We start from the raw sequence: 17,820 nt of genomic DNA, 5'->3' as shown, positions 1-17,820 counted from the left end.
GTCCGGCTGTAACGATTTGCAGTGTGACATTTAGACCTCAAGATGTAAAGTACTCGGTGTGGCCACCCGCGTACCACCCAGCGCCGAGCAGTCGACCCGGCGGCGCATCCTGGCCGCCACGTTCGTGGTGCTGGCCCGTGCCGGGCGCAAGAAGTTGATGCTGTCGGAAGTGGCCGCCGAGGCCAAGGTGTCGCGGCCGACGCTGTACCGGTACTTCCCCTCCAAGGAGGCGTTGCTCGACGCGTTCGGCCTCTACGAGCAGGACAACTTCGATGCCGGCATTTCCTCGGCGATGGCGGGCCTGCGCGGTGTGGAAAGACTAGATGCGGCTTTACAATTCGTGGTCGACTTCCAGCGCACCTACTCGCTGGGATTCCTGGTCGACACCGAGCCCGAGCATGTGCTGTTCCAGATGAAGCGGGTGATGCCGATCCTGCACGGGCGCATCGAGCGGCTCATCGACGGCGACAACGCCGATCTGGCCGCGGCGACGGTGGTGCGAGTTGCGGTATGCCACTACCTGGTTGGCGCTGACGACCGGGAACGATTTCTCGCCGAGCTGCGCTATGCCGCCGGGATCAGTCCACGGCGCCAGGCGTCGCGGTCTGCGACGGCTTAGCGTCCAGCCAACTGCAGATCCGTTCGGCGATCAAGTCGGGCTGCTCGAGATGCAGGAAATGGCCAACACCGTCGATCATTTGGAATGACGATCCAGGCGCCGGTAGGTACTCGGCCGCGCCAGCGACGACCTCCGCGCCCAGCCCGCCGTCATTGGTGCCGTGCAGGTACAGGGTGGGGATCGAGGGCGGGACCAGCGTGGCCGCGGCTTCCGCTTCCGCTTGGGGGTCGGCGAACTCGGGGTTGAATGTGGCGCGGTAGGGACCGATCACCCCGGCGATGTTCTCGGCGGTGACGTGTTCGCGTAGCCACGAAATATCTTGGTGGGCATCGTATCCCGGCGACCAATCCGCCCATAACGACTCCCAGAACCCTGGTGCGAGCACCAGCGTCTCGGCCAGTCCCACCTGCTGGATGAGCCAGATGTAGAACGACCGCTTGAGCTGGGGATAGCTGAACATCGACTCCGCCAGCGCCGCCGATGGCGGCACCGCCAATGTCACCAGCCGGCTAAAGGCGGTCGGATCGGTAGCCACCAGTCCGTACGAAGCGTGCGCGCCCCAATCATGGCCGATCAATATTGCTCGGTCGTCAGCCTTTAACGCCTTGCGCACGGCGCGGATCTGCCGCACATACGTGCCGACACTGACCGGCCCGCTCGCCGGTGCGTCATAGGCGGGCAGCCAGGGGGCCGCCACTCGGTAACCGCGGTCGGCGAGCACCGGACCGAGGTGCCGCCAGGTGTGCGGAGTGTCCGGAAAACCGTGGACGGCGATGGCCAGCGGCCGCGTGGTGTCAGCGATGTCCCCGAACGTCAGCGGAACGTCTATGGCCATCGCGATCTCCTTTGGGTTGACATGTGACATCGTAGATGTAAGAGAAGTTGTGTTTACAATTGATAATCCATATGTAAATGTTTGTCCATGGCTGGACTGTCTCTGGGCCAACGCGACTTGGCCACCACTCGTCTACAACTCGGCCGGTGGTTCGAGCACAAGTTCGGCAATGCCGTCGCCATCGGCGAAATGCGCCCAGCCAACCGGGCAGCGGGTGGTCGAGCGTAAGCCTGTTGTTCAGCGTCGACGACGCAAGGAGTTCGTCGTGCGCATCCCGCCGACCGGTGGCGGCATCTACGCCGAATACGACCTGGCCGGTCAGACCCGAACCCAGCAGCTGCTGAACCACCACGGGATCGCGACTCCTCCCCATTTACTACGAAGCCGACACCTCGTGGCTGGGGTCGACCTTTCTGGTGATGCCCCGCATCGTCGGACACACCCCGTCGGACACGTCGTACGCGTCGAAGGGCTGGCTGCACGGGGCCGGCGTCGATGTGCAGCGCCGAGTGCACGATTCCTTCCTCGACACACTCGTTGCGCTGCAACGGGTTCCGATCGACGAGGCGCCGTGGCTCAAGCGTGCGCAAGGTGTGGGCAATGACGGCGAGCTCGGCTGGTGGCGCGACTACATCGAGTGGGCGACCGACAAGCAGGTGCCCGCGCTGATCACCGATGCCTTCGACTGGCTCTACCGGCACCAGCCGTCGGAGCAGCCGGAACTCGCGATCTGCTGGGGCGATGCCCGGCTGTCCAACGCCATCTTCGACGACGCCGGTCAGGTCATCGGCGTGCTGGATTGGGAGCAGGCCTGCCTGTGCCCGGCCGAGACCGACTTCGCTTGGTGGCTGGCCACGCGGCGTCAGACCATGGAGGTCAACGGGATCGACGCCGACCCCGAACTACCGGGCTTCGACAGCCAAGAGCGGATCGTCCGTCGCTTCGAGGAGTTGATCGGGCGCCCGCTGGTCGACCTGAAGTGGTACGAGATCTTCGCGATGGTCCGGATGGGCTGTTGCATTCTGCGCGTGCAGTGGCTGCTGCGCAGCATGGGCCAGGGCGACCACGGACTCACCCGGGCGCCGATCATGCCGGCGTGGGCCATCGAGGCGATCCGGGATTAGCAGCACGCCCCGGGATTACGCTGACCAGATGACAGCCCCCGCGTTTCCCGCTCCCGAAGTGCTGGCCGCGCGCCAAAACTCGTCCTCGACCACTTTCACGACGAGGTCCGCGGGACTGGGACGACGTGCTGGCGACGTTCCCGCACCCCCACTATGAGCTGATCCCGCAGATGGTCATCCACGACGGAAACGACGCGGTGCGTGGCTACTACAACTACACGCGCACCGCGTTTCCCGATCAGGACCACGAAATCATCGCGCTGCGGCACAGCGCCGACGCGGTGATCGTCGAGTTCTGGTTGATGGGCACGCATCGGGGTTTCCTCGGCAAGGTTCCGCCCACCGGCAGTCGCTTCCGGGTGCGGATGAACGCCTACTTCGTGTTCGACGACGCCGAAACGCTTGTCTGCGAACGTATTTACTTCGACACCCTGACCATGATCAAGCAGCTCCTCGGCGGGCTGGACCTGAAGAAGCCGTCGAACTGGCTACTCGCCGCCCGCGCCGTGCGCGGGCTGTTGTCGATGTCCGCGGAGAAGCCGGACCCGGCGCTGACCAATACCGTGCCGCCGGCGCTCACCGAGGGCTAAACTCCTCCGCTAAGCGAGATCTCGAGGAGGCCGCCATGCGGACGCGAAGCCTTCACACCGTATGCGGCCTGGCCGCACTTTCGCTGCTCACCGGGTGCGGTGCAGAGCCGGCCAGGAGCACGATCACCCCGCACGCGACGGCTAAGCCCTCCACAATGGCGGCCATCCCGCTGGGTTCGCACACCGAGAAGTGGATCAACCTTCAAGTCGGCGATTGCACCGCGGATCTTCCGCCGGCCGACCTCAGCCGCGTCACCATCACCGTCGTCGACTGCGCCACAGCACATTTGGCCGAGGTCTATCTGCGCGCCCCGATGGCCGTGGACACCGCCATCTCCACCGTCGCCAACCGGGACTGCACCGCCGGGTTTGCGCCCTACACCGGCAAATCCCTGGCCGGCAGCGCGTTTTCGATCACGTACCTCATCGACTCGAACCAGGATCGCACCGGCGCCGATCCGACGCCCAGCACGCTGATCTGCCTGCTGCAATCCGCCACCGGTCAACCGCTGACCGGATCCGCGCATCGCTGACGCTTTAAGACGGCCACCAGACGCCCAGCTGATCGGCGAGGTCGAGAAAATCGGACGCGTTGATGTCGAACTCGTCCGAATACTCCACATCGGGATCGCCGTCGGCCCCGAACTCCAAAGGACGCGCGATGAACGCCGTGCGAAAGCCGAGGGCCGCCGCCGCGCGGATGTCGTATTTGTGGCTTGCCACCATCATGATCTCGGCGGGTTCCAGACCCAGGTAGGTCGCGGCCATCCGATAGATCGCCGGATCCGGCTTGAACACCCCGGCCATCTCCGCGGCGAAGATCGCATCCCAGGGCAATCGCGCTCGCTTGGAGATATTGATGACCGCGGACACGTCGGCGTTCGACAGCGTCGCCAACGTGAAGTCGCTCTTCAGCCAGGACAGCCCGGGCGCCACATCCGGCCAGGGTTCGAGCCGCTGCCAGGCCAGCGTGAGCTCCTCGCGCTCGGCATCGGTGAAGCCGTCAATGCCGGACTCCTCCAGCAGAGCCTCCAAAGCAAAGCGGTACACCGAGTGCACCGACACCCATCCGCTCTGTCGGCTGCGTGCCGCTTCTAGAGCGGTGAAGTAGCCTGCACGCCAACGCCGCACCAGGTCGGGCCAATCGACATCCGGATGACGTCCAGCGCTGATCCGTTGCGCCTCGTCGCAGACCGTCGAGAAGAAATCCGTCGCGGTGCCTTGCACGTCGAACAACAACGCCTTAACCACAACCTTCATCATGCCGCCAGGCTCGAGACCGCGGCAGCACGGCGCACGCGGTCAGTTAAAATCAACGGTATAAAAATGCTTGTTCTCATACGTCTTGCGAGGTACCCGTGGCCGATAACACCATCACGCCCGCCGACGAACGTCACGCGCTCAGCGCGGAAGAGCTCGAACCCGACTACCGATTCACGATGGCCAACGAGCGCACCTTCCTGTCCTGGCAGCGCACCGCGCTGGGACTGCTGGCCGCGGCGGTCGCCCTGGTGCAGCTCGTTCCCGAGATGACGGTGCCCGGCGCCCGGCGGCTGATCGGATTGGGTCTCGTGGTGCTCGCGATCCTCACCAGCGGGATGGGGCTGCTGCGCTGGCAGCAGGCCGATCACGCGATGCGCCGCGGCGACGCCTTGCCCCGGCACCCCTCGCCGGCCTACCTCGCGGTGGGTCTCTGCATCGTCGGCCTGGTCGCGCTCGGGTTGATCATTCTCAAGGTGGTCTCGCGTTGACCCAGGCGGCGGCGCACGGCACCCGGGTCCCTGGGCTCCAGCCCGAACGCACGGTACTCGCCTGGAGCCGGACGTCGTTCGCATTCCTGGCCAACGGCGTACTGCTGGCCATCAAGGAAATTCACAGCGCCCACGGATGGGCACCGTTGATCCCGGCGGGCATGGCGCTCCTGGCGGCGTTGTGCACCTACCTGATTGCGTTCCGGCGGCAGGCACTACTGCAGCGGCGGCCACTCCCGGCGCACATCGGCCCCCGTCGCCCCGTGTACATCATCGGGATAGCCACCATGCTGCTGATCACGATGGCCACGGCCGCGCAGCTGCTGTAAGCCACCCCAAGCGTTCACAACCGTCAAACCTGCTGTTTGCGACGCGTTGCTCAAGATCACGCCCGGCACAGTCGAAATCGCGGTGCTGCCGCCGATCCCGGTCGACGACTGGACACTCGAGACGTTGCCGGATCGCATTTTGCCGAGGTGCGTCAGCTTTATCTGGACACGTTGGCCGATTGGCCGACGGATGTCCCCAAAGAGGCTGTCCCGGGCTGAGTTTCAGCGGCCGTTCAGGAACGCGACGATCCCCTGGGTGACGGCCGCGGCGTACTTCGCCCGGCCGTCCGCGCTTTCCATCAGCGCCGCTTCCTCCGCGTTTCTCATGTTGCCGAGTTCGACGAGCACCGCCGGGTACTGCGCCAGGTTCAGGCCGGCGAGGTCGGCGCGCCCGTACAGGCCGTCCGACCCGACGTAGGTCGACGGGTGAAAACCAGCCTGTACCAGGGCATCACGCATCGTGTGCGCCAGCTGCACGGCCGGGCCGGCCTGGACATCGTTGAGCGGCGGGCTGGAGTAGTTGACGTGAAATCCGCTGCCGGACGGCGGACCACCGTCGGCGTGAATACTGACGATCGCATTGGGGTGCATCGCATTGGCCTGCGCCGCACGCGCGTCGACGCAAGGACCGACGGAGCTGTCGTTGTCGCGTGACAACGCGGTATTAACGCCCATTTGCCGCAGCGAATCATTGACGAGGCCGACGACGGCCCAATTGAACGCATGCTCCGGGTAGCCGTCGTTGGTCGCGGCGCCCGACGTTTGGCAGGCTTTGGTGCCGCCCCGGCCGTTCGGAACCTGTTGGTTTATCGAGGCGTCGTTCACGGCGTTGTGGCCCGCGTCGAGGAAGACCGACGCCCCGGCAAGGCCGGCGGATGCGCGCGGGGCAACAAGCGTTGTCACACCGAGGAGCACCGGCGCGGAACCGGCAAGTTTCAAGACCTGGCGTCTGGAAACAGATTTCAGCCGGCCGAACCCTCGTCGCGCAGGATCGTTCACCGCGCGATGGTAACAATCTCCTGCTATCCTCGGGATCAAGCCGATTGATTTGCAAAGGCACGACATCGGGACCGGCCAGCAGTCCATCGGTATTGACCGGGGACATATCAGGCCAAATAAGACCAGCGTCAATCTTCTGCGTGTCGCTTTTGCGGTCTTTGGCAACGGTGGTGAACTGGTTTTGGAACTCAAAGGTTTGGGATGGACACCGATGGGCAGATATTTCGGCATGATCGCCGGTCACATCAATCAACTCGTCAAACCCACGGCAATAGCAGCCGTCGGCCTTGGCACTAGTTTCCTTATCTCCCCTACTCCCTCGGCATCGGCCGAGCCATGCCCCGACGTTCAAGTGGTGTATGCGCGAGGCACCGGCGAGCCGGCAGGCATCGGCCCGACGGGGCAGGCCTTCGTCGACAACCTGCGCGGGCGCGAAGCCGGAAAGTCCGTCGACGTCTATGCCGTCAACTACCCCGCCAGCGATGAATGGTCCACCGGCATGGATGGCATCAGGGACGCCGGTGCCCATGTGGTGTCGATGGCAAACAGCTGCCCGAAGACCAAGATGGTGCTCAGCGGCTTCTCGCAGGGCGCAGCCGTGATGGGCTTCGTCACCTCGGCGTCAGTGCCCGACGGGTACGACCCCGCGACCGTGCCCAAGCCGCTGTCACCCGACATCGCCGACCACGTCGCCGCGGTGGTGCTCTTCGGAACGCCTAACACGCGGGCGATGAACTTTGGGTCAACCGCCGCTGGTCATCGGACCGGCCTACGCGGGCAAGACGATCAAGGTCTGCGCCAACGAGGACCGGTGTGTTCGGACGGAATGGACTTCGCCGCCCACAACACCTACGCCGACGACGGCGCCATGATCGACAAGGGCGCGTCCTTTGCCGCCGCCCGAATCGACGCGGCCTCCGGCGGACCGGCAGTAGTCGTGCACCCGCCCACCGGCGGCGGCTTCGGCAACTAAAACTCAACGGGCCACGGCGAAGTCCCCCTTCGCCGTGGCCCGTGTTTCTATGCGTCTTGCGCTGTAGCAGAAGAATTTTCGATCCGGGCCTCACATCCGCGGCGCGCCGGCCGTCTGCCTGGTGACAGGCTGACGTCGAAAGGGTTCCGCACAACCATGCCCACAGCGCGACGTAGCCCGCCTTTGCGTACTAAAAAGTATGTTACGGTGGCCGCATGTCCGCGGTCGCGAGCCGCTCGCTGCACGGCATCACCGACGAATTCGTCGCGCGGTTAGCGCAGCGCGCCGGGGAAGCCGAGCGGCTGCGCCGGCTGCCCGCGGCGACGGTCAGCGAATTCCGGCAGACGGACTTGTTTAGGCTGCTGCTGCCGGCCAGGTTCGGAGGTCTGCAAGCAGCGTTTCCCGAACTGCTGGAACCGATTCGGTTGATGGCGCACGGCTGCGCGTCGAGTGCGTGGACGTTGGGGTTCTACGCGCTGCACAACTGGCTGCTGTCGCTGTTCGACCCACAGCTGCAGGAAGAAGTGTTCGCCTCGGGCCCGGTGCTGGCGCCGGCTCCGCTGGCCCCGACCGGGCGCGGCACCCGGCCGACGGCGGCGTGCGCCTGACCGGTCGATGGTCCGGGCGACGGGTGCGATGGATGCCGACTGGGTGATCGTGGGCGCGCTGATCGAGCGCGACGACGCCATCACCCCGTCGCTGGTGGTGCTGCCCGCCGGCCACGTCGAGGTCGACGACGTGTGGCACACCGCGGGCATGCGCGGCACCGGCTCTCACGATCTGATCGCCACCGATGTGTTCGTCCCCGCGCATCGCATCGCCGGCGTGGCCGACATCTATGGCGGCACCGCCCCGGGCGCGCAGGTGCACGGGTGGCCAGCTACCGGTGGCCGCTGGTGCCCGCGCTGGCGCTGGTGGCGTCGATGCCGGTGCTCGGTGCCGCCGAACGGGTGGCCGAGCTGTTCGCCGAGCGGCTCGGCGACCGCGTGCTGGCGTATAGCGGTGTGGCGCAAAAGGATCAGCCGGCCGCCCAGATCAGGCTCGCCGACGCCACGGTGCGGCTGCGCGCGCTGCGTTCGCTGGTCGCCGAGACCGCCGCCGAGATCGACGAACTCGTGGTCAGCGGTGAACGCGTGCGGCGATCGGTGCGGGCCAACGCCCGGCTGGCCGCGGCGTACACCGTGCACGAGTCCCGGGCGATCATCGCCGATCTGCTGGAGGCCGCCGGTGCCAGTGCCCATAACTTGTCCAGCCCGTTGCAGCGCGCCAAGCGCGACGTGGACATCGCCGCGGGCCATGTGGTGTTCGACTACGACGTGAGCCGGGAGTTGGCCGGGGCGTTGGCGATTGGCGCCAAGGTATCGCCGATCGCGATGGTGTGATTACTTCGATTCGCCCAGCATCAGGTCCAGGAAGCGCTCGTGGTTGGCCAGCTTTTGCGCCTGGGTGGCCGAGCCGGTGAGGTGGAGCAGCCCGATTCCGGCCGCGAACGTCAGCTCCGCGCGCAGCTTGGCGTCCTCGGGGCTGAATCCGCAGTCGCCGTAGGCCTTGCGACCGAACGCAGCAGGCGCCGATCCGCGTCGCGAATGTTGGCGGCGGCGGCCTCGTCGGTGCGGGCCCACTCCCGCATCGCGCGTTCGAGTATCCAGTGTTGCGGCCGCACCAAGGAAATCATCATGGCCGACAACCGTTCTCGCGGCGGCAGCGTGTCGATCTCGTTCAACGATTGTCGATCCTGCTCCCGGAACGTCTTCCACGATTCGACCAGCGCGGCCCGGTAGCCGTCCATGTCCTCGAAGTGCCAGTAGAAGCTGCCCCGGGTGGCGCCGACCTGCTGGCAGAGCCGTTCGATCTTGAGGGCGCGTGCGCCCTCCTCGGCGAGCAATGTATAGCCGGCCTGCAGCCAGTCGTCGGCTGACAGGCGCGTCGAGGGCTTACGCGCGGCCACGTCGTGCAACGTTACGGGGAATCGGCCCCGCATCGTTAGACTTGTGCGAAATTAACGCCGGCGTTCAGTTGGCAGTGTAGGTAGACGGGCAGTCTCGTCGAGGTCGACGTCGAGCGCGTTCAGCATCAGCGCCAGACCGGCGTAGCGGCCGATGACCAGCAGTATCTCCACGGTGGCCTCCGGCCCCAGGGCCTGCTGCACCTGTTCGACGAGCGGGGCGGCGACGGCGCGGGTGGTGACAAGCTCGGTTGTCAACCGCAAAACCGCAAGCTCGGTCGCGTTGAAATCGCTTGTTTGCCAATCGGATTCGGAGGTGACGGCGTCGATCTCGGCCACGCCGACCCCCGCCGTCTGAGCGATGTCGCGGTGCTGGCCCAGCTCGTAGGCGCTGTCCATCAGATAGGCGGTGCGCAGGGTCACCAGTTCGCGCAGTCGCCGGGTCAGCACCGGGCTGGTCAGGGCGTCGCGACCGGCCAGCATCCAGCCGGTGTAGACGTGCTCGGCGTTGGCCAGCGTGCGGTAGACGTTGAGATTGCCGCGCTCCTCGGTCAATTCGCGGGCCCGGTCGGTCATGTCCTCGGGGCGGCGGTACGGAATCCGGGTCATCGGCTCGGGCCCGGAACGTCGATCTCCAGGTCGGCGGCGTTGAGCACCAGGGCCAGCCCGTAGTAGCAGCTGACGAGCATCAGCAATTCGGTGAGCGCCGCGTCGCCGAAGACGGCCCGGGCCGCGGCAAAGGAATCGTCGGTCAGGTGGCGGGTGGTGCACAACTCGTCGACGACGTCGAGGGCCGCGCGTTCGTCGGCACTGAAGCCTTCGAGGTCGCCGGTGGCCAGGGCGTCAAGCTCGTGCTCGGTGAGCCCGGCGGCGGTTGCGAGCGGCACGTGCTGGGCGAGCTCATACGGTGAGCCCTGCAGGTGCGCGACCCGTACGACGACCACTTCCCGCAGGCGCGCGGTGAAGGTCGGGCTGGCGTACAGCTCGTCGACCATTTGCGACCAACCGGGAAATACGTTGGGCGCGTTGGCGAGTAGCGCAAAGACATTGAGGTTGCCGCGCCGGGCCGCCCACTCGCGGATCGGTTCGGGCTGCCGGTCGAGGTCGAGCGCGATGCGGGTCACGGGCGCTCGGCCGCGAGGGTGAACGTCCAGTCCAGCGCGACGAACGGTTCGTCGACTTCTGTTCCGTCCGGCGCGACGCCCGGCTCGTGGCGCACGAAGTCGGCCTGCAACGACGCCCGGTCGGCGAAGACGGCGTCGCGCCCGATGTAGGGTCGTCGTCGAGGAACAGCTGGGTGATCAGCGGGTGGTAGCCGTCGGCCTGGAACCAGAAGTGCACGTGCTGCGGGCGCATCACGGATCGGTTGGCGGCGCGCATGATCTCCCCACACGGGCCGTCGGTGGGCACCGGGTAGTAGCGCGGCGTGATCGAGCGGCACCAGAATCGGCCGTCGGCGTCGGTGGTCAGCAGCGCGCGCATCGCGAACTCGCCGTGCAGTTGCTCGGTCAGCTGGACGTCGTAGGCGCCGTCGCCGTCGCTGTGCCAGATGTCGACGTGCGCTTTCGCGACCGGCTCGCCGTGTTCGTCGACGACGCGGCCGGTGACGAACATCGGTGTGCCCGCGACGCCGTTGGAGATGTCGGCGCCGTTGGGGGCGCTCGGTCGGCCCTCGACGTAGAACGGCCCAGCAGCGCCGAGGCGGTGGCCGAGCCGCCGGGGCTCTCGTTCATCGTGTCCAGCAGCATCGACAGGCCGAGGATGTCGGAGGCCAGCACCACCTCCTGGCGGGTGGGGCTGGAGATTTTGCCCAGCCGTTCGATGAAATCCATTGCGGTGAACCACTCGTCGCCGGTCAGCCGCACCTCGCGGGCGAAGTCGTGCAGGTGCTGAACCAGGCTTTGGAGCAGTTGCCTGAACCGGTCGTCGGTGGACGTGTCGAAGGTTTTCTTTACGGCTTCGGTAATGGTGTGTTCGTTGAGATCTGGCATGGGCTGCCTTTCACGTCGACGGCTAACCGGCGGGTTTCACTGTGCCGCACGGGTTCTGCGCCGGGCCCCGTCGTCGAAGTCGGCGCCGAGCGCGGCGTAGGCGCCCGCGTACTCTGGTCAGCCGTGCCCGGTCGGACTCGGTCAGGTTTGCCATCCGTTCGGGATCGGTGTTGTCGGCCAGGTCCGCGAGCTTGACTTCCCGGCGGTCGGGTGCGCGCTGATGCGACGGTAGTAATCGGCCGACGGCTGGTCGTCGCGGCGGGTCAGCAGCTCGATCGCGTCGATCGCGGCCTGCGGGATGCCGCGCTCGGCCAGGTCGGCCGCGGTGAGGCCGGTGTCCTCGATGACGTCGTGCAGCAGGGCCGCCACCACGGCGTCGGTGTTGGCGGGATCGACGTAGGAGGCGACGCGGCGGACGTGTCCGATGTAGGGCATGCCGGCCTTGTCGACCTGGCCGGCGTGGGCGGCGGCCGCGATCGCGTCCGCTGTTGCGATGTGGTCCACGGGCGCCCGTCCTTTGTTTGCTTGACCGTCACGATAATGTGTGGGCGCCGTCGGGTCACCGTGGTTAGCGTTCGCCGTCGAGCTGGACGCCTTCCGACTTGAGGATGTCTTCGAGATCGAGCGATAGTCGATCGTCGTTCTTGGCGCCCTCGATATCGGTTGCGATGGGCTCGAATTCGGCGCCCTTTCGTACAGGAAGCGCTCGCGGTAAGCCCAGTAGGCCGCGTCGGCGATCTCGCCGACCGTCGTCCAGTTCAGGGCCGCGCCCAGTCCGACGCCGAGGCCGGGTACCAGCTGCACCAGCTTTTTCAGCGTCAGGTCCTGGGCGAATTTGACGGCGAACTTCTGGATGACCTTGACGGCCACCTGCCGGTCGAGCTGCTGCCACGCCGCGTTGCGGGCGAGGCTTTCGGTCAACAACGTAAGCTGTTGGTAGGCGGCGACTTTCGCCGGTTCCGTCTCCGCGAGGCCCAACGCGATGACGTGCATCATGAAGATCTCTTCGGCGGGGTCGAGCGGGTCGTAGCCGTAATAGAGAGCATCGTGAGCCACCACCGCGCTGCACGCGGTCAACACCGCGGCGTCGACGCCCATCGCCGTGGCGACGGTGCCCAATCCCGGCCCCGCCGCGGCGCCCGCGGTGGCCGCCGCACCGGCGGTTGCCGCCGCCTCACCGCTGCTGACGGCCGGGCCGCCGCGCCTTCCGCCGCCGCCGATGCCGAGTAGGCGCGATGCCGGAGACCGAAGGACGCGACCTCGTCGATGGATCGCAGGTCGAGCTTCCTGATGTCGTCGAGATGCTCGACCGGGTGGCCTTTCTTCGCATAGGCGCCGATGACGCGCGCCTCCGACGTGGCCAGTTGACCCGTCTTGGTCATGAACCTGGCGGCGCCCGCGGCCGCGGTGTCCAGCACCGCCGCGCCTGGCTTTTTCACCTCGCGCAGTACCGGCAGCTTCAGCAGCGTGTTGACCACCCCCGAGCCCAGGCCACCGACCGTGAAGGGAAGCAGGCGCCGTTCCGGGCGCCGCGGTGGGTGCTTGTACGCGTTGACCTTCGTCAGCTGTTCTTGCTCGTACTCAGATAGCGCCACCCGATGCTCCCGACGTGATTCTTCTGAGCAACATCACAGCACAGCGGCGAGGAGTAGGCAGGGTGTCGACATCGAAAGCTTGTCCCGAGTCGAAGCCTGTAACAGCAGGCAGCCGGTTAGCCGCGCTCCCAGCCACGGCATGTGTCGGGCCGTGCCGCTTGATCGGAACCTGATTTCACAATTTCCAACCGGGTCGCGACTTCCAACCGGGTCGCGACGCAAATCATCTCATCGAGCGCCGACTTATTAGCACCTACAAACCCAGCTCACCATACAAAGACGCCTTGGTCTTACGCAACGTACATGGCTTGCCAATGGCGCGTCCCCGATCTCATCGGTGGATGCGCGGTCGAAGAGCTCATCCAGCCGTTCTGACAGCGTGTCGATCTGCGCTGCTGCGCGGGCTCCCACCGAGGTACTTCTAGACCAGTCGACAGCGCGCCAACCGCCGTTGGGTGTCCGGCGCCAGGAATTTACCAATGGTTTCAGCCGAGATTGCAGCCGGTACTCGAGCGCTAGACCAATCCTGTTCGAATCGAAGTCGGCCATCAGTACTTCGGCTTCCGGCAAGGCTGGCCAGGCCACGACGACCACGCGATCCCATATCTCGGGAGGAAATGTTGTGGCGAGGTGATGACTTTCGCCAACAGGTAGGTCGCGGAGCCGGCGCGACGCCTCCGTCGTCTGTCCGATATATAGGCAGCCCCAATCGAGCCAAATACCGTAAACAACTGGTCCCTGGACAGCCCCAGCAGTATCGGTCGCGCCGGCGAGCAGCTCTCCTAAACGGTAGGCGAACTGATAGCGGTGCTCCCGCCACGCCTTAGACGCGTCGAACGTTCGAGTGAGTAGCGTCAGGCTGGACAACCACTGTACGAAGGCGTGCGCTCGGTCGTTGGCTTCCACAGCGATGAACGTAACCGACGGCCCTGCATTTCTACTCTTAGAACTTGCGAGACTTGACATGGAGCGCCGATCGGGCCTTGGCGCCGTGGTCTGCGCTACGGCAAATCCCGGTACGCAGCAGACGCCGAAAGTTGGGGTGTGCCGCGCGAGTCGGTCCGATATTGTCTGTGCCTGCTGTTTAACTTAAGGCCAACGTCAGGACGGAACCTGGAGCCTTGAATCGATGAAACTTTCCAATGCCGCGCCATCGGCCGCTCGGCTCACATCGTCGTTGCGGGACATTGGGTACGATTTCGTCAGCGCGGTTGCCGACCTTATAGACAACAGTATCGCCGCCGGCGCGACCGATGTGGGAGTCGAAATCGAGTTCGCTGGTCAGGCCTCCACCGTCTATGTTGCCGACAATGGTGCTGGCCTGAACGCGCGGGGCATGCTTGAGGCCCTCCGCTTCGGTAGCCGCCGCACCTACGGTTCGGGCGACCTTGGGCGATACGGACTTGGACTTAAGACGGCATCGCTGTCCCAAGCTCGTTGCGTGACTGTTGTCTCTAGATCAGCCGATCGCAAACGTCCGCTGTGGAGATCGCTGGATTTGGATCTCATTGCCGAGCTGGACGATTGGGTCCTTGCCGAGAACCCACGCGATCATGCTGTCGCTAGGAGCGAAGAGTTGCTCGGCACAGGGACGGGCACCGTCGTCGTATGGCAGAATCTGGACCGCGTACTTCCCGCTTCTGGTGCCGCCGGCGGGTGGGCTAAGCGACGTTTCGAGGTGCTGGTCGAGAAGACCAAGCGTCACTTGGCGATGGTGTTCCACCGGTTCATAACCGGCGAGAACAACGCTCCCAGGATTTCTATCAGCGTCAATGGTGACAAGCTCTTAGCGTGGGACCCATTCGTTCGCCACGAACCGGGGACGCAGCAACTGTCGACCCAGCAGTTCGAGTTGGAGAGCGCAACGGGGGTTGGAGCAGTCGAGCTCCGTCGCTACATCCTCCCTGGGAAAAGAACATTTAGCTCTCCCGACGCATTCGAGAACGCGGCCGGACCGCTCAATTGGAACCGGCAGCAGGGCCTCTATGTGTATCGGGAGAACCGGCTGGTGCAATGGGGTAGCTGGGCGGGTACCCGTGGCATCGACGAACACACAAAGCTGGCCCGCGCGAGTCTCGACTTCACGAGCAGTCTTGATGAGGTTTTCAATATCAATGTCGCAAAGATGCGGGTGTCGGTACCTGCCCAGCTCAAACAGATGTTGGAGCGACCCGTCAGTGAGTTATGCATTCTTGCCGACCGTGTTTACCGCCGCCACAACGCGGACACAACTGACGACCTTGACGACGGGACTGAGAACGACGACAAAGCACCAGCCACCGGCTCGCTGCCGGAGATCGGGTTAGCGCTTAAATCAGCGGCAATTCAGTCAGGTCACTACGAAGCCTTCAAGAAGGTAATGGCCTTCATGCAAGACCAACACCCCGAGCTTGCCCGGGGGCTAGGTTTCTAACCGCCGGCTGCCGCGCACCACCTGCTTAGGGGACAATCGCCGCACAGCGGCTTTTCCACCAGACAAATGTCAGCCGCCAACGCGATAAGCCCCAAGTGCGCAGGCCGCGAATCGTCGCCGAAGCCGATCATGCTGGCCACCGCGATGCGCCCATCAGTCTGCACATTTCTCTTGTCGGCGTCGTTGCCTTGGAACCGGCTGGTGACGCGCAAAACACCCTTAGTGATTAGTACAGGCTCGCTATCTCGCCCTTCGTGGCTGATTGGCAAAGCGAGCTCCAGTAAGTCCGCCACTGCAGACGGTATGACCGAGAGTACTGTGCGGTCGATTGTTGGCTCCCACAACGCATTTGGGGCAGCAGACAACTGCGCAACAAGCTGACGCACCGCCGAAATCCGCTGGCCGCGGCCCACTCCCGACATGAGTTCGTCGAGGAGATCGACCGCCTCGTCATCGGGCAACTCTCCAGGGCGGATGTCGTGCCGCTTGTCGATGATCGGCCACACCGCGTTCATGACAGTCGGCGTCGCGCGGTCAAGAAGAAGTTCGGCTAGAAGGAACTTCCAACGGTTCCCAGTCTTGAACCACGGGATCGCAGCGATGGAAGACTGTTGTTGAAACCAACGTGCCAACTTCCGGAAGTCTCTCGAGTGGAAAGCCCAGCCTTCGTTCCTGACGCCAGTGAAGTCCTTACCGCCTTAGCAATCACCTCTCCGACTAGGGGTGGGACCGCGTTACCGATCTGCTTGAAAGCTGCCGACGGTGGCCCAGCAAAACGAAAATCATCCGGAAAAGTTTGAATCCGAGCGGCCTCACGGACCGTGAGTGTACGCGGCTGTCTGGGGTGGATATACCAATAACCGTCTTTCGCAATGTGTGCTGTTATTGTGCGAGAAAGATCGTTCTCATCGAGCTTCTTGTACTTGTCATCAAAGATATCTTTGCGATAGCGCTGGTACTCGGGCGCTAAGTCCGTGTACTTCGTCTTGTGGGTCATAGATTCAAATGCGGCACGGTCATCCTCGCGAACGGGCCTAGTAATGTGGTCGAATAGTTTGCAGGCATCTGCCGCCGAGACGTTTCGTCGCATCCACGTTTGGTATTCAGTACGAGGCCCAACGTAATTCGCCCATCCGAAAGCTCCGCCGGCCGGACGCCATCCACCTTCGACTTCAGGCATATCACCAATAGCGTTCCACAAAGTAACCCGCTTCTCTGATTCTGCCGGCCAAGTGAAACGGATGCGGCTTTTGAGGGCGACCAATAGCAAGCGCTGCCGCATTTGGGGTACGCCGAAGCGCCAACTATCTACGCGCGCGGAGACCGAATAACCGATTTGTTCGAGTTCCTCGGTCATGCTGCGCAAGATGAACATTTCGCGGTCTAGCGCCATATCAGGAACGTTCTCCATGACTACTGCCCGAGGGCGTGCCAACTGAACAACTTCCAAGAAGGACCGCCACAGGTCACGACGTTCGTCATGCGGATCGGCTACGCCCGTCAAAACGCGGTGCCGAATCATCGACCGTCCCGCCCTAGAAAACGGCTGGCACGGCGGGCCGCCGGTTAGGACGTCGATTTTGTTGCGCTTTAACAGCTTTGCGACCCGCTCAATCATTGCTGGGTCCGCTGGTCGTCGTCCAACGACATCCCGGCGAAATGATGCCGATGCGTCTCCACTGCAAAGCCATAGTGGTCGACCCCCAAAACCACCCTGAAACCGGCTTCCTCGAAACCGAGACTCATACCACCGGCTCCACTGAACAGGTCTGCCACCAACGGCACACCGTGAGCCCGCAGATCGGTGCAGAGCGCGGCGAGATCCGTATCCGAACGCGTGTGGCATGGGTGCGGATCAAGCTCGACGAACGGCCCACGAATCTGCTTAACCGCATACGACGATCCAGAAGTCGTCACTTGGCGCGCGGTCATACAGCCAGATTAAGTGAGGGGGGCGACACAGTACTGAGGCGCGCCGTTGCGCGCCGAAGCCGCGGTGGTCCGCCCACGTCGAAGGTGCCCAGTCACTCGGGCCGCTGGATGTCGTTCCACGAACACGCATTAGCGGACCCATCCACCATATCTTTCGGAGGATGGACCCGCATTCGCCAAAGATTGTGAATCGCCTCGGCAGCCTCGCCAGGGTCTTCGTGTTCCCAAATGTGGATGGGTAGCCAGCCGAGACACCGCAGCATCTCGTCTTTCTTTTTGTCTCTGATCACGTTCGCCTCAAGCTTCGCGGCCCACCACTCCGCATTGTTTTTTGGTGAGGTGCCGTGTGAGGGACAGCGATGCCAGAAGCAGCCGTCGACGAACACCGCTATCCGCGCACGCGTGAAGGCGACGTCGGGCCGCCCAGGAAGTGTTCGGACTTGCACACGGAAACGCAACCCCCGCCTGTGAAGCTCTCTCCGGAGAGCCATCTCTGTGCCGGTGTCTCGTGGGCATTGCGCTCATCTGGCGGCGGACGCTCTCGCTGAGCGGTGGAGGCGACGAGTCGGCTGCTCGCGGCGCTTCCTGCGAACCCATTAACTATCCTTTATCGTCGGAGCGACGCCTACCGCCACGGAAATTTGATCTTCACTTGACTCTGCGAAGGAGTCGGCGCAAGGCGGATTCACTGCTCGCAGCACTGACATCCATTTCTCCGAGTTCA

The 17,820-nt window shown here is 64.3% G+C and carries 20 protein-coding genes and 6 pseudogenes; 11 read left to right on the top strand and 15 right to left on the bottom strand.

Annotated elements, in window-relative coordinates; translation table 11 throughout:
* The first annotated feature begins 58 nt into the window (after positions 1-58).
* Positions 59-619: a TetR/AcrR family transcriptional regulator gene (locus G6N55_RS00105; protein WP_085224138.1), complete on the top strand. Its 561-nt coding sequence runs from the start codon at positions 59-61 to the stop codon at positions 617-619.
* Here the strand turns inward: G6N55_RS00105 and G6N55_RS00100 are convergent.
* Positions 579-1,454, bottom strand: coding sequence for an alpha/beta fold hydrolase (locus G6N55_RS00100; protein ID WP_085224210.1), 876 nt, complete (start codon positions 1,452-1,454; stop codon positions 579-581). The two genes, G6N55_RS00105 and G6N55_RS00100, sit on opposite strands and share 41 nt — an antisense overlap.
* Positions 1,455-1,541: 87 nt before the next feature.
* On the opposite strand from G6N55_RS00100, the gene G6N55_RS29590 reads away from it, so the two are divergent.
* From G6N55_RS29590 to G6N55_RS00085, 4 genes and pseudogenes are all read left to right on the top strand, one after another.
* On the top strand, positions 1,542-1,682 hold the full coding sequence (locus G6N55_RS29590; protein ID WP_232078878.1) for a hypothetical protein: 141 nt from the start codon (positions 1,542-1,544) through the stop codon (positions 1,680-1,682).
* A gap of 191 nt (positions 1,683-1,873) precedes the next feature.
* On the top strand, positions 1,874-2,578 hold the full coding sequence (locus G6N55_RS00095; RefSeq protein ID WP_232078877.1) for a phosphotransferase family protein: 705 nt from the start codon (positions 1,874-1,876) through the stop codon (positions 2,576-2,578).
* A 28-nt stretch (positions 2,579-2,606) separates the two neighbouring features.
* Positions 2,607-3,168: pseudogene (locus G6N55_RS00090) on the top strand (ester cyclase).
* Between the two features lie 35 nt (positions 3,169-3,203).
* A complete protein-coding gene (locus G6N55_RS00085; protein WP_085224132.1) occupies positions 3,204-3,701 on the top strand; it encodes a hypothetical protein in 498 nt (165 codons plus the stop codon).
* A 4-nt stretch (positions 3,702-3,705) separates the two neighbouring features.
* Here the strand turns inward: G6N55_RS00085 and G6N55_RS00080 are convergent, their stop codons facing one another.
* Entirely contained in the window at positions 3,706-4,431 is a 726-nt protein-coding gene (locus G6N55_RS00080) for a haloacid dehalogenase type II (protein WP_085224130.1), read from the bottom strand.
* Between the two features lie 176 nt (positions 4,432-4,607).
* On the opposite strand from G6N55_RS00080, the gene G6N55_RS00075 reads away from it, so the two are divergent.
* The 3 genes and pseudogenes from G6N55_RS00075 to G6N55_RS30275 all read left to right on the top strand — a co-directional run.
* Complete coding sequence (locus G6N55_RS00075; RefSeq protein WP_085224208.1) at positions 4,608-4,919, top strand: YidH family protein; 312 nt, start codon at positions 4,608-4,610, stop codon at positions 4,917-4,919.
* On the top strand, positions 4,916-5,248 hold the full coding sequence (locus G6N55_RS00070; protein WP_085224128.1) for a DUF202 domain-containing protein: 333 nt from the start codon (positions 4,916-4,918) through the stop codon (positions 5,246-5,248). Before G6N55_RS00075 ends, G6N55_RS00070 begins: the two co-directional genes overlap by 4 nt.
* Positions 5,249-5,303: 55 nt before the next feature.
* Positions 5,304-5,440 (top strand): annotated as a pseudogene (locus G6N55_RS30275) (hypothetical protein); the annotation flags it as partial.
* 30 nt (positions 5,441-5,470) lie between these two features.
* On the opposite strand, the gene G6N55_RS00065 reads toward G6N55_RS30275, so the two are convergent.
* Complete coding sequence (locus tag G6N55_RS00065) at positions 5,471-6,313, bottom strand: Rv3717 family N-acetylmuramoyl-L-alanine amidase (RefSeq protein WP_163667668.1); 843 nt, start codon at positions 6,311-6,313, stop codon at positions 5,471-5,473.
* A 145-nt stretch (positions 6,314-6,458) separates the two neighbouring features.
* Here G6N55_RS00065 and G6N55_RS00060 point away from each other — a divergent pair, with 145 nt between their 5' ends.
* Both G6N55_RS00060 and G6N55_RS00055 read left to right on the top strand, forming a co-directional pair.
* Positions 6,459-7,220, top strand: coding sequence for a cutinase family protein (locus G6N55_RS00060; RefSeq protein ID WP_332103776.1), 762 nt, complete (start codon positions 6,459-6,461; stop codon positions 7,218-7,220).
* A gap of 215 nt (positions 7,221-7,435) precedes the next feature.
* A pseudogene (locus tag G6N55_RS00055) lies at positions 7,436-8,602 on the top strand (acyl-CoA dehydrogenase family protein).
* Here G6N55_RS00055 and G6N55_RS00050 read toward each other — a convergent pair.
* The 8 genes and pseudogenes from G6N55_RS00050 to G6N55_RS00020 all read right to left on the bottom strand — a co-directional run bounded on the left by G6N55_RS00050 (position 8,603) and on the right by G6N55_RS00020 (position 13,657).
* Positions 8,603-9,201: pseudogene (locus G6N55_RS00050) on the bottom strand (TetR/AcrR family transcriptional regulator).
* Between the two features lie 18 nt (positions 9,202-9,219).
* Positions 9,220-9,774, bottom strand: a complete 555-nt coding sequence (locus G6N55_RS00045) for a carboxymuconolactone decarboxylase family protein (protein ID WP_085224118.1) — start codon at positions 9,772-9,774, stop codon at positions 9,220-9,222.
* Complete coding sequence (locus G6N55_RS00040; RefSeq protein WP_163667090.1) at positions 9,771-10,289, bottom strand: carboxymuconolactone decarboxylase family protein; 519 nt, start codon at positions 10,287-10,289, stop codon at positions 9,771-9,773. Before G6N55_RS00040 ends, G6N55_RS00045 begins: the two co-directional genes overlap by 4 nt.
* Before the next feature lie 205 nt (positions 10,290-10,494).
* A pseudogene (locus G6N55_RS30270) lies at positions 10,495-11,010 on the bottom strand (dioxygenase family protein); the annotation flags it as partial.
* Positions 10,899-11,156, bottom strand: a pseudogene (locus G6N55_RS30265) (dioxygenase); the annotation flags it as partial. The pseudogenes G6N55_RS30270 and G6N55_RS30265, both read right to left, overlap by 112 nt.
* Positions 11,157-11,297: 141 nt before the next feature.
* Complete coding sequence (locus G6N55_RS29585; RefSeq protein ID WP_232078876.1) at positions 11,298-12,275, bottom strand: EcsC family protein; 978 nt, start codon at positions 12,273-12,275, stop codon at positions 11,298-11,300.
* Positions 12,230-12,751 (bottom strand): hypothetical protein, encoded by a 522-nt coding sequence (locus G6N55_RS29580; RefSeq protein ID WP_232078875.1) that lies wholly within the window; start codon positions 12,749-12,751, stop codon positions 12,230-12,232. The genes G6N55_RS29585 and G6N55_RS29580 overlap by 46 nt, the downstream gene beginning before the upstream one ends.
* Before the next feature lie 246 nt (positions 12,752-12,997).
* Positions 12,998-13,657 carry a hypothetical protein gene (locus G6N55_RS00020; protein ID WP_163667087.1) on the bottom strand — a complete coding sequence of 220 codons (660 nt, stop codon included), beginning with the start codon at positions 13,655-13,657 and terminating at the stop codon, positions 12,998-13,000.
* 223 nt (positions 13,658-13,880) lie between these two features.
* On the opposite strand from G6N55_RS00020, the gene G6N55_RS00015 reads away from it, so the two are divergent.
* Positions 13,881-15,164 carry an ATP-binding protein gene (locus G6N55_RS00015; RefSeq protein ID WP_085224109.1) on the top strand — a complete coding sequence of 428 codons (1,284 nt, stop codon included), beginning with the start codon at positions 13,881-13,883 and terminating at the stop codon, positions 15,162-15,164.
* Here G6N55_RS00015 and G6N55_RS29525 read toward each other — a convergent pair.
* The 4 genes from G6N55_RS29525 to G6N55_RS00005 all read right to left on the bottom strand — a co-directional run bounded on the left by G6N55_RS29525 (position 15,161) and on the right by G6N55_RS00005 (position 17,587).
* Positions 15,161-15,679 (bottom strand): HhH-GPD family protein, encoded by a 519-nt coding sequence (locus G6N55_RS29525; RefSeq protein WP_197747378.1) that lies wholly within the window; start codon positions 15,677-15,679, stop codon positions 15,161-15,163. The genes G6N55_RS00015 and G6N55_RS29525 overlap by 4 nt on opposite strands.
* Before the next feature lie 35 nt (positions 15,680-15,714).
* Entirely contained in the window at positions 15,715-16,782 is a 1,068-nt protein-coding gene (locus G6N55_RS29520) for a DNA cytosine methyltransferase (protein WP_197747377.1), read from the bottom strand.
* Positions 16,779-17,096, bottom strand: coding sequence for a DNA cytosine methyltransferase (locus tag G6N55_RS30045; RefSeq protein WP_197747376.1), 318 nt, complete (start codon positions 17,094-17,096; stop codon positions 16,779-16,781). The genes G6N55_RS29520 and G6N55_RS30045 overlap by 4 nt, the downstream gene beginning before the upstream one ends.
* Before the next feature lie 92 nt (positions 17,097-17,188).
* Positions 17,189-17,587 (bottom strand): very short patch repair endonuclease, encoded by a 399-nt coding sequence (locus G6N55_RS00005; RefSeq protein WP_163667084.1) that lies wholly within the window; start codon positions 17,585-17,587, stop codon positions 17,189-17,191.
* Positions 17,588-17,820 lie beyond the last annotated feature (233 nt).

The organism is Mycobacterium florentinum (assembly GCF_010730355.1).
GTDB classification, from domain to species: Bacteria; Actinomycetota; Actinomycetes; order Mycobacteriales; family Mycobacteriaceae; genus Mycobacterium; species Mycobacterium florentinum.
This window is presented reverse-complemented; position numbering and strand designations above follow the sequence as displayed.

Coding starts and splice junctions, on each gene's coding strand:
- G6N55_RS00075 (WP_085224208.1), top strand. CDS start 4,608: ATGGCCAACGAGCGCACCTTCCTGTCCTGGCAGCGCACCGCGCTGGGA.
- G6N55_RS29520 (WP_197747377.1), bottom strand. CDS start 16,782: ATGATTGAGCGGGTCGCAAAGCTGTTAAAGCGCAACAAAATCGACGTC.
- G6N55_RS30045 (WP_197747376.1), bottom strand. CDS start 17,096: ATGACCGCGCGCCAAGTGACGACTTCTGGATCGTCGTATGCGGTTAAG.
- G6N55_RS00015 (WP_085224109.1), top strand. CDS start 13,881: ATGAAACTTTCCAATGCCGCGCCATCGGCCGCTCGGCTCACATCGTCG.
- G6N55_RS00100 (WP_085224210.1), bottom strand. CDS start 1,454: ATGGCCATAGACGTTCCGCTGACGTTCGGGGACATCGCTGACACCACG.
- G6N55_RS00085 (WP_085224132.1), top strand. CDS start 3,204: ATGCGGACGCGAAGCCTTCACACCGTATGCGGCCTGGCCGCACTTTCG.
- G6N55_RS00060 (WP_332103776.1), top strand. CDS start 6,459: ATGGGCAGATATTTCGGCATGATCGCCGGTCACATCAATCAACTCGTC.
- G6N55_RS29590 (WP_232078878.1), top strand. CDS start 1,542: ATGGCTGGACTGTCTCTGGGCCAACGCGACTTGGCCACCACTCGTCTA.
- G6N55_RS00080 (WP_085224130.1), bottom strand. CDS start 4,431: ATGATGAAGGTTGTGGTTAAGGCGTTGTTGTTCGACGTGCAAGGCACC.
- G6N55_RS00005 (WP_163667084.1), bottom strand. CDS start 17,587: ATGGCTCTCCGGAGAGAGCTTCACAGGCGGGGGTTGCGTTTCCGTGTG.
- G6N55_RS00045 (WP_085224118.1), bottom strand. CDS start 9,774: ATGACCCGGATTCCGTACCGCCGCCCCGAGGACATGACCGACCGGGCC.
- G6N55_RS00095 (WP_232078877.1), top strand. CDS start 1,874: ATGCCCCGCATCGTCGGACACACCCCGTCGGACACGTCGTACGCGTCG.
- G6N55_RS29525 (WP_197747378.1), bottom strand. CDS start 15,679: ATGAACGCGGTGTGGCCGATCATCGACAAGCGGCACGACATCCGCCCT.
- G6N55_RS00065 (WP_163667668.1), bottom strand. CDS start 6,313: ATGTCGTGCCTTTGCAAATCAATCGGCTTGATCCCGAGGATAGCAGGA.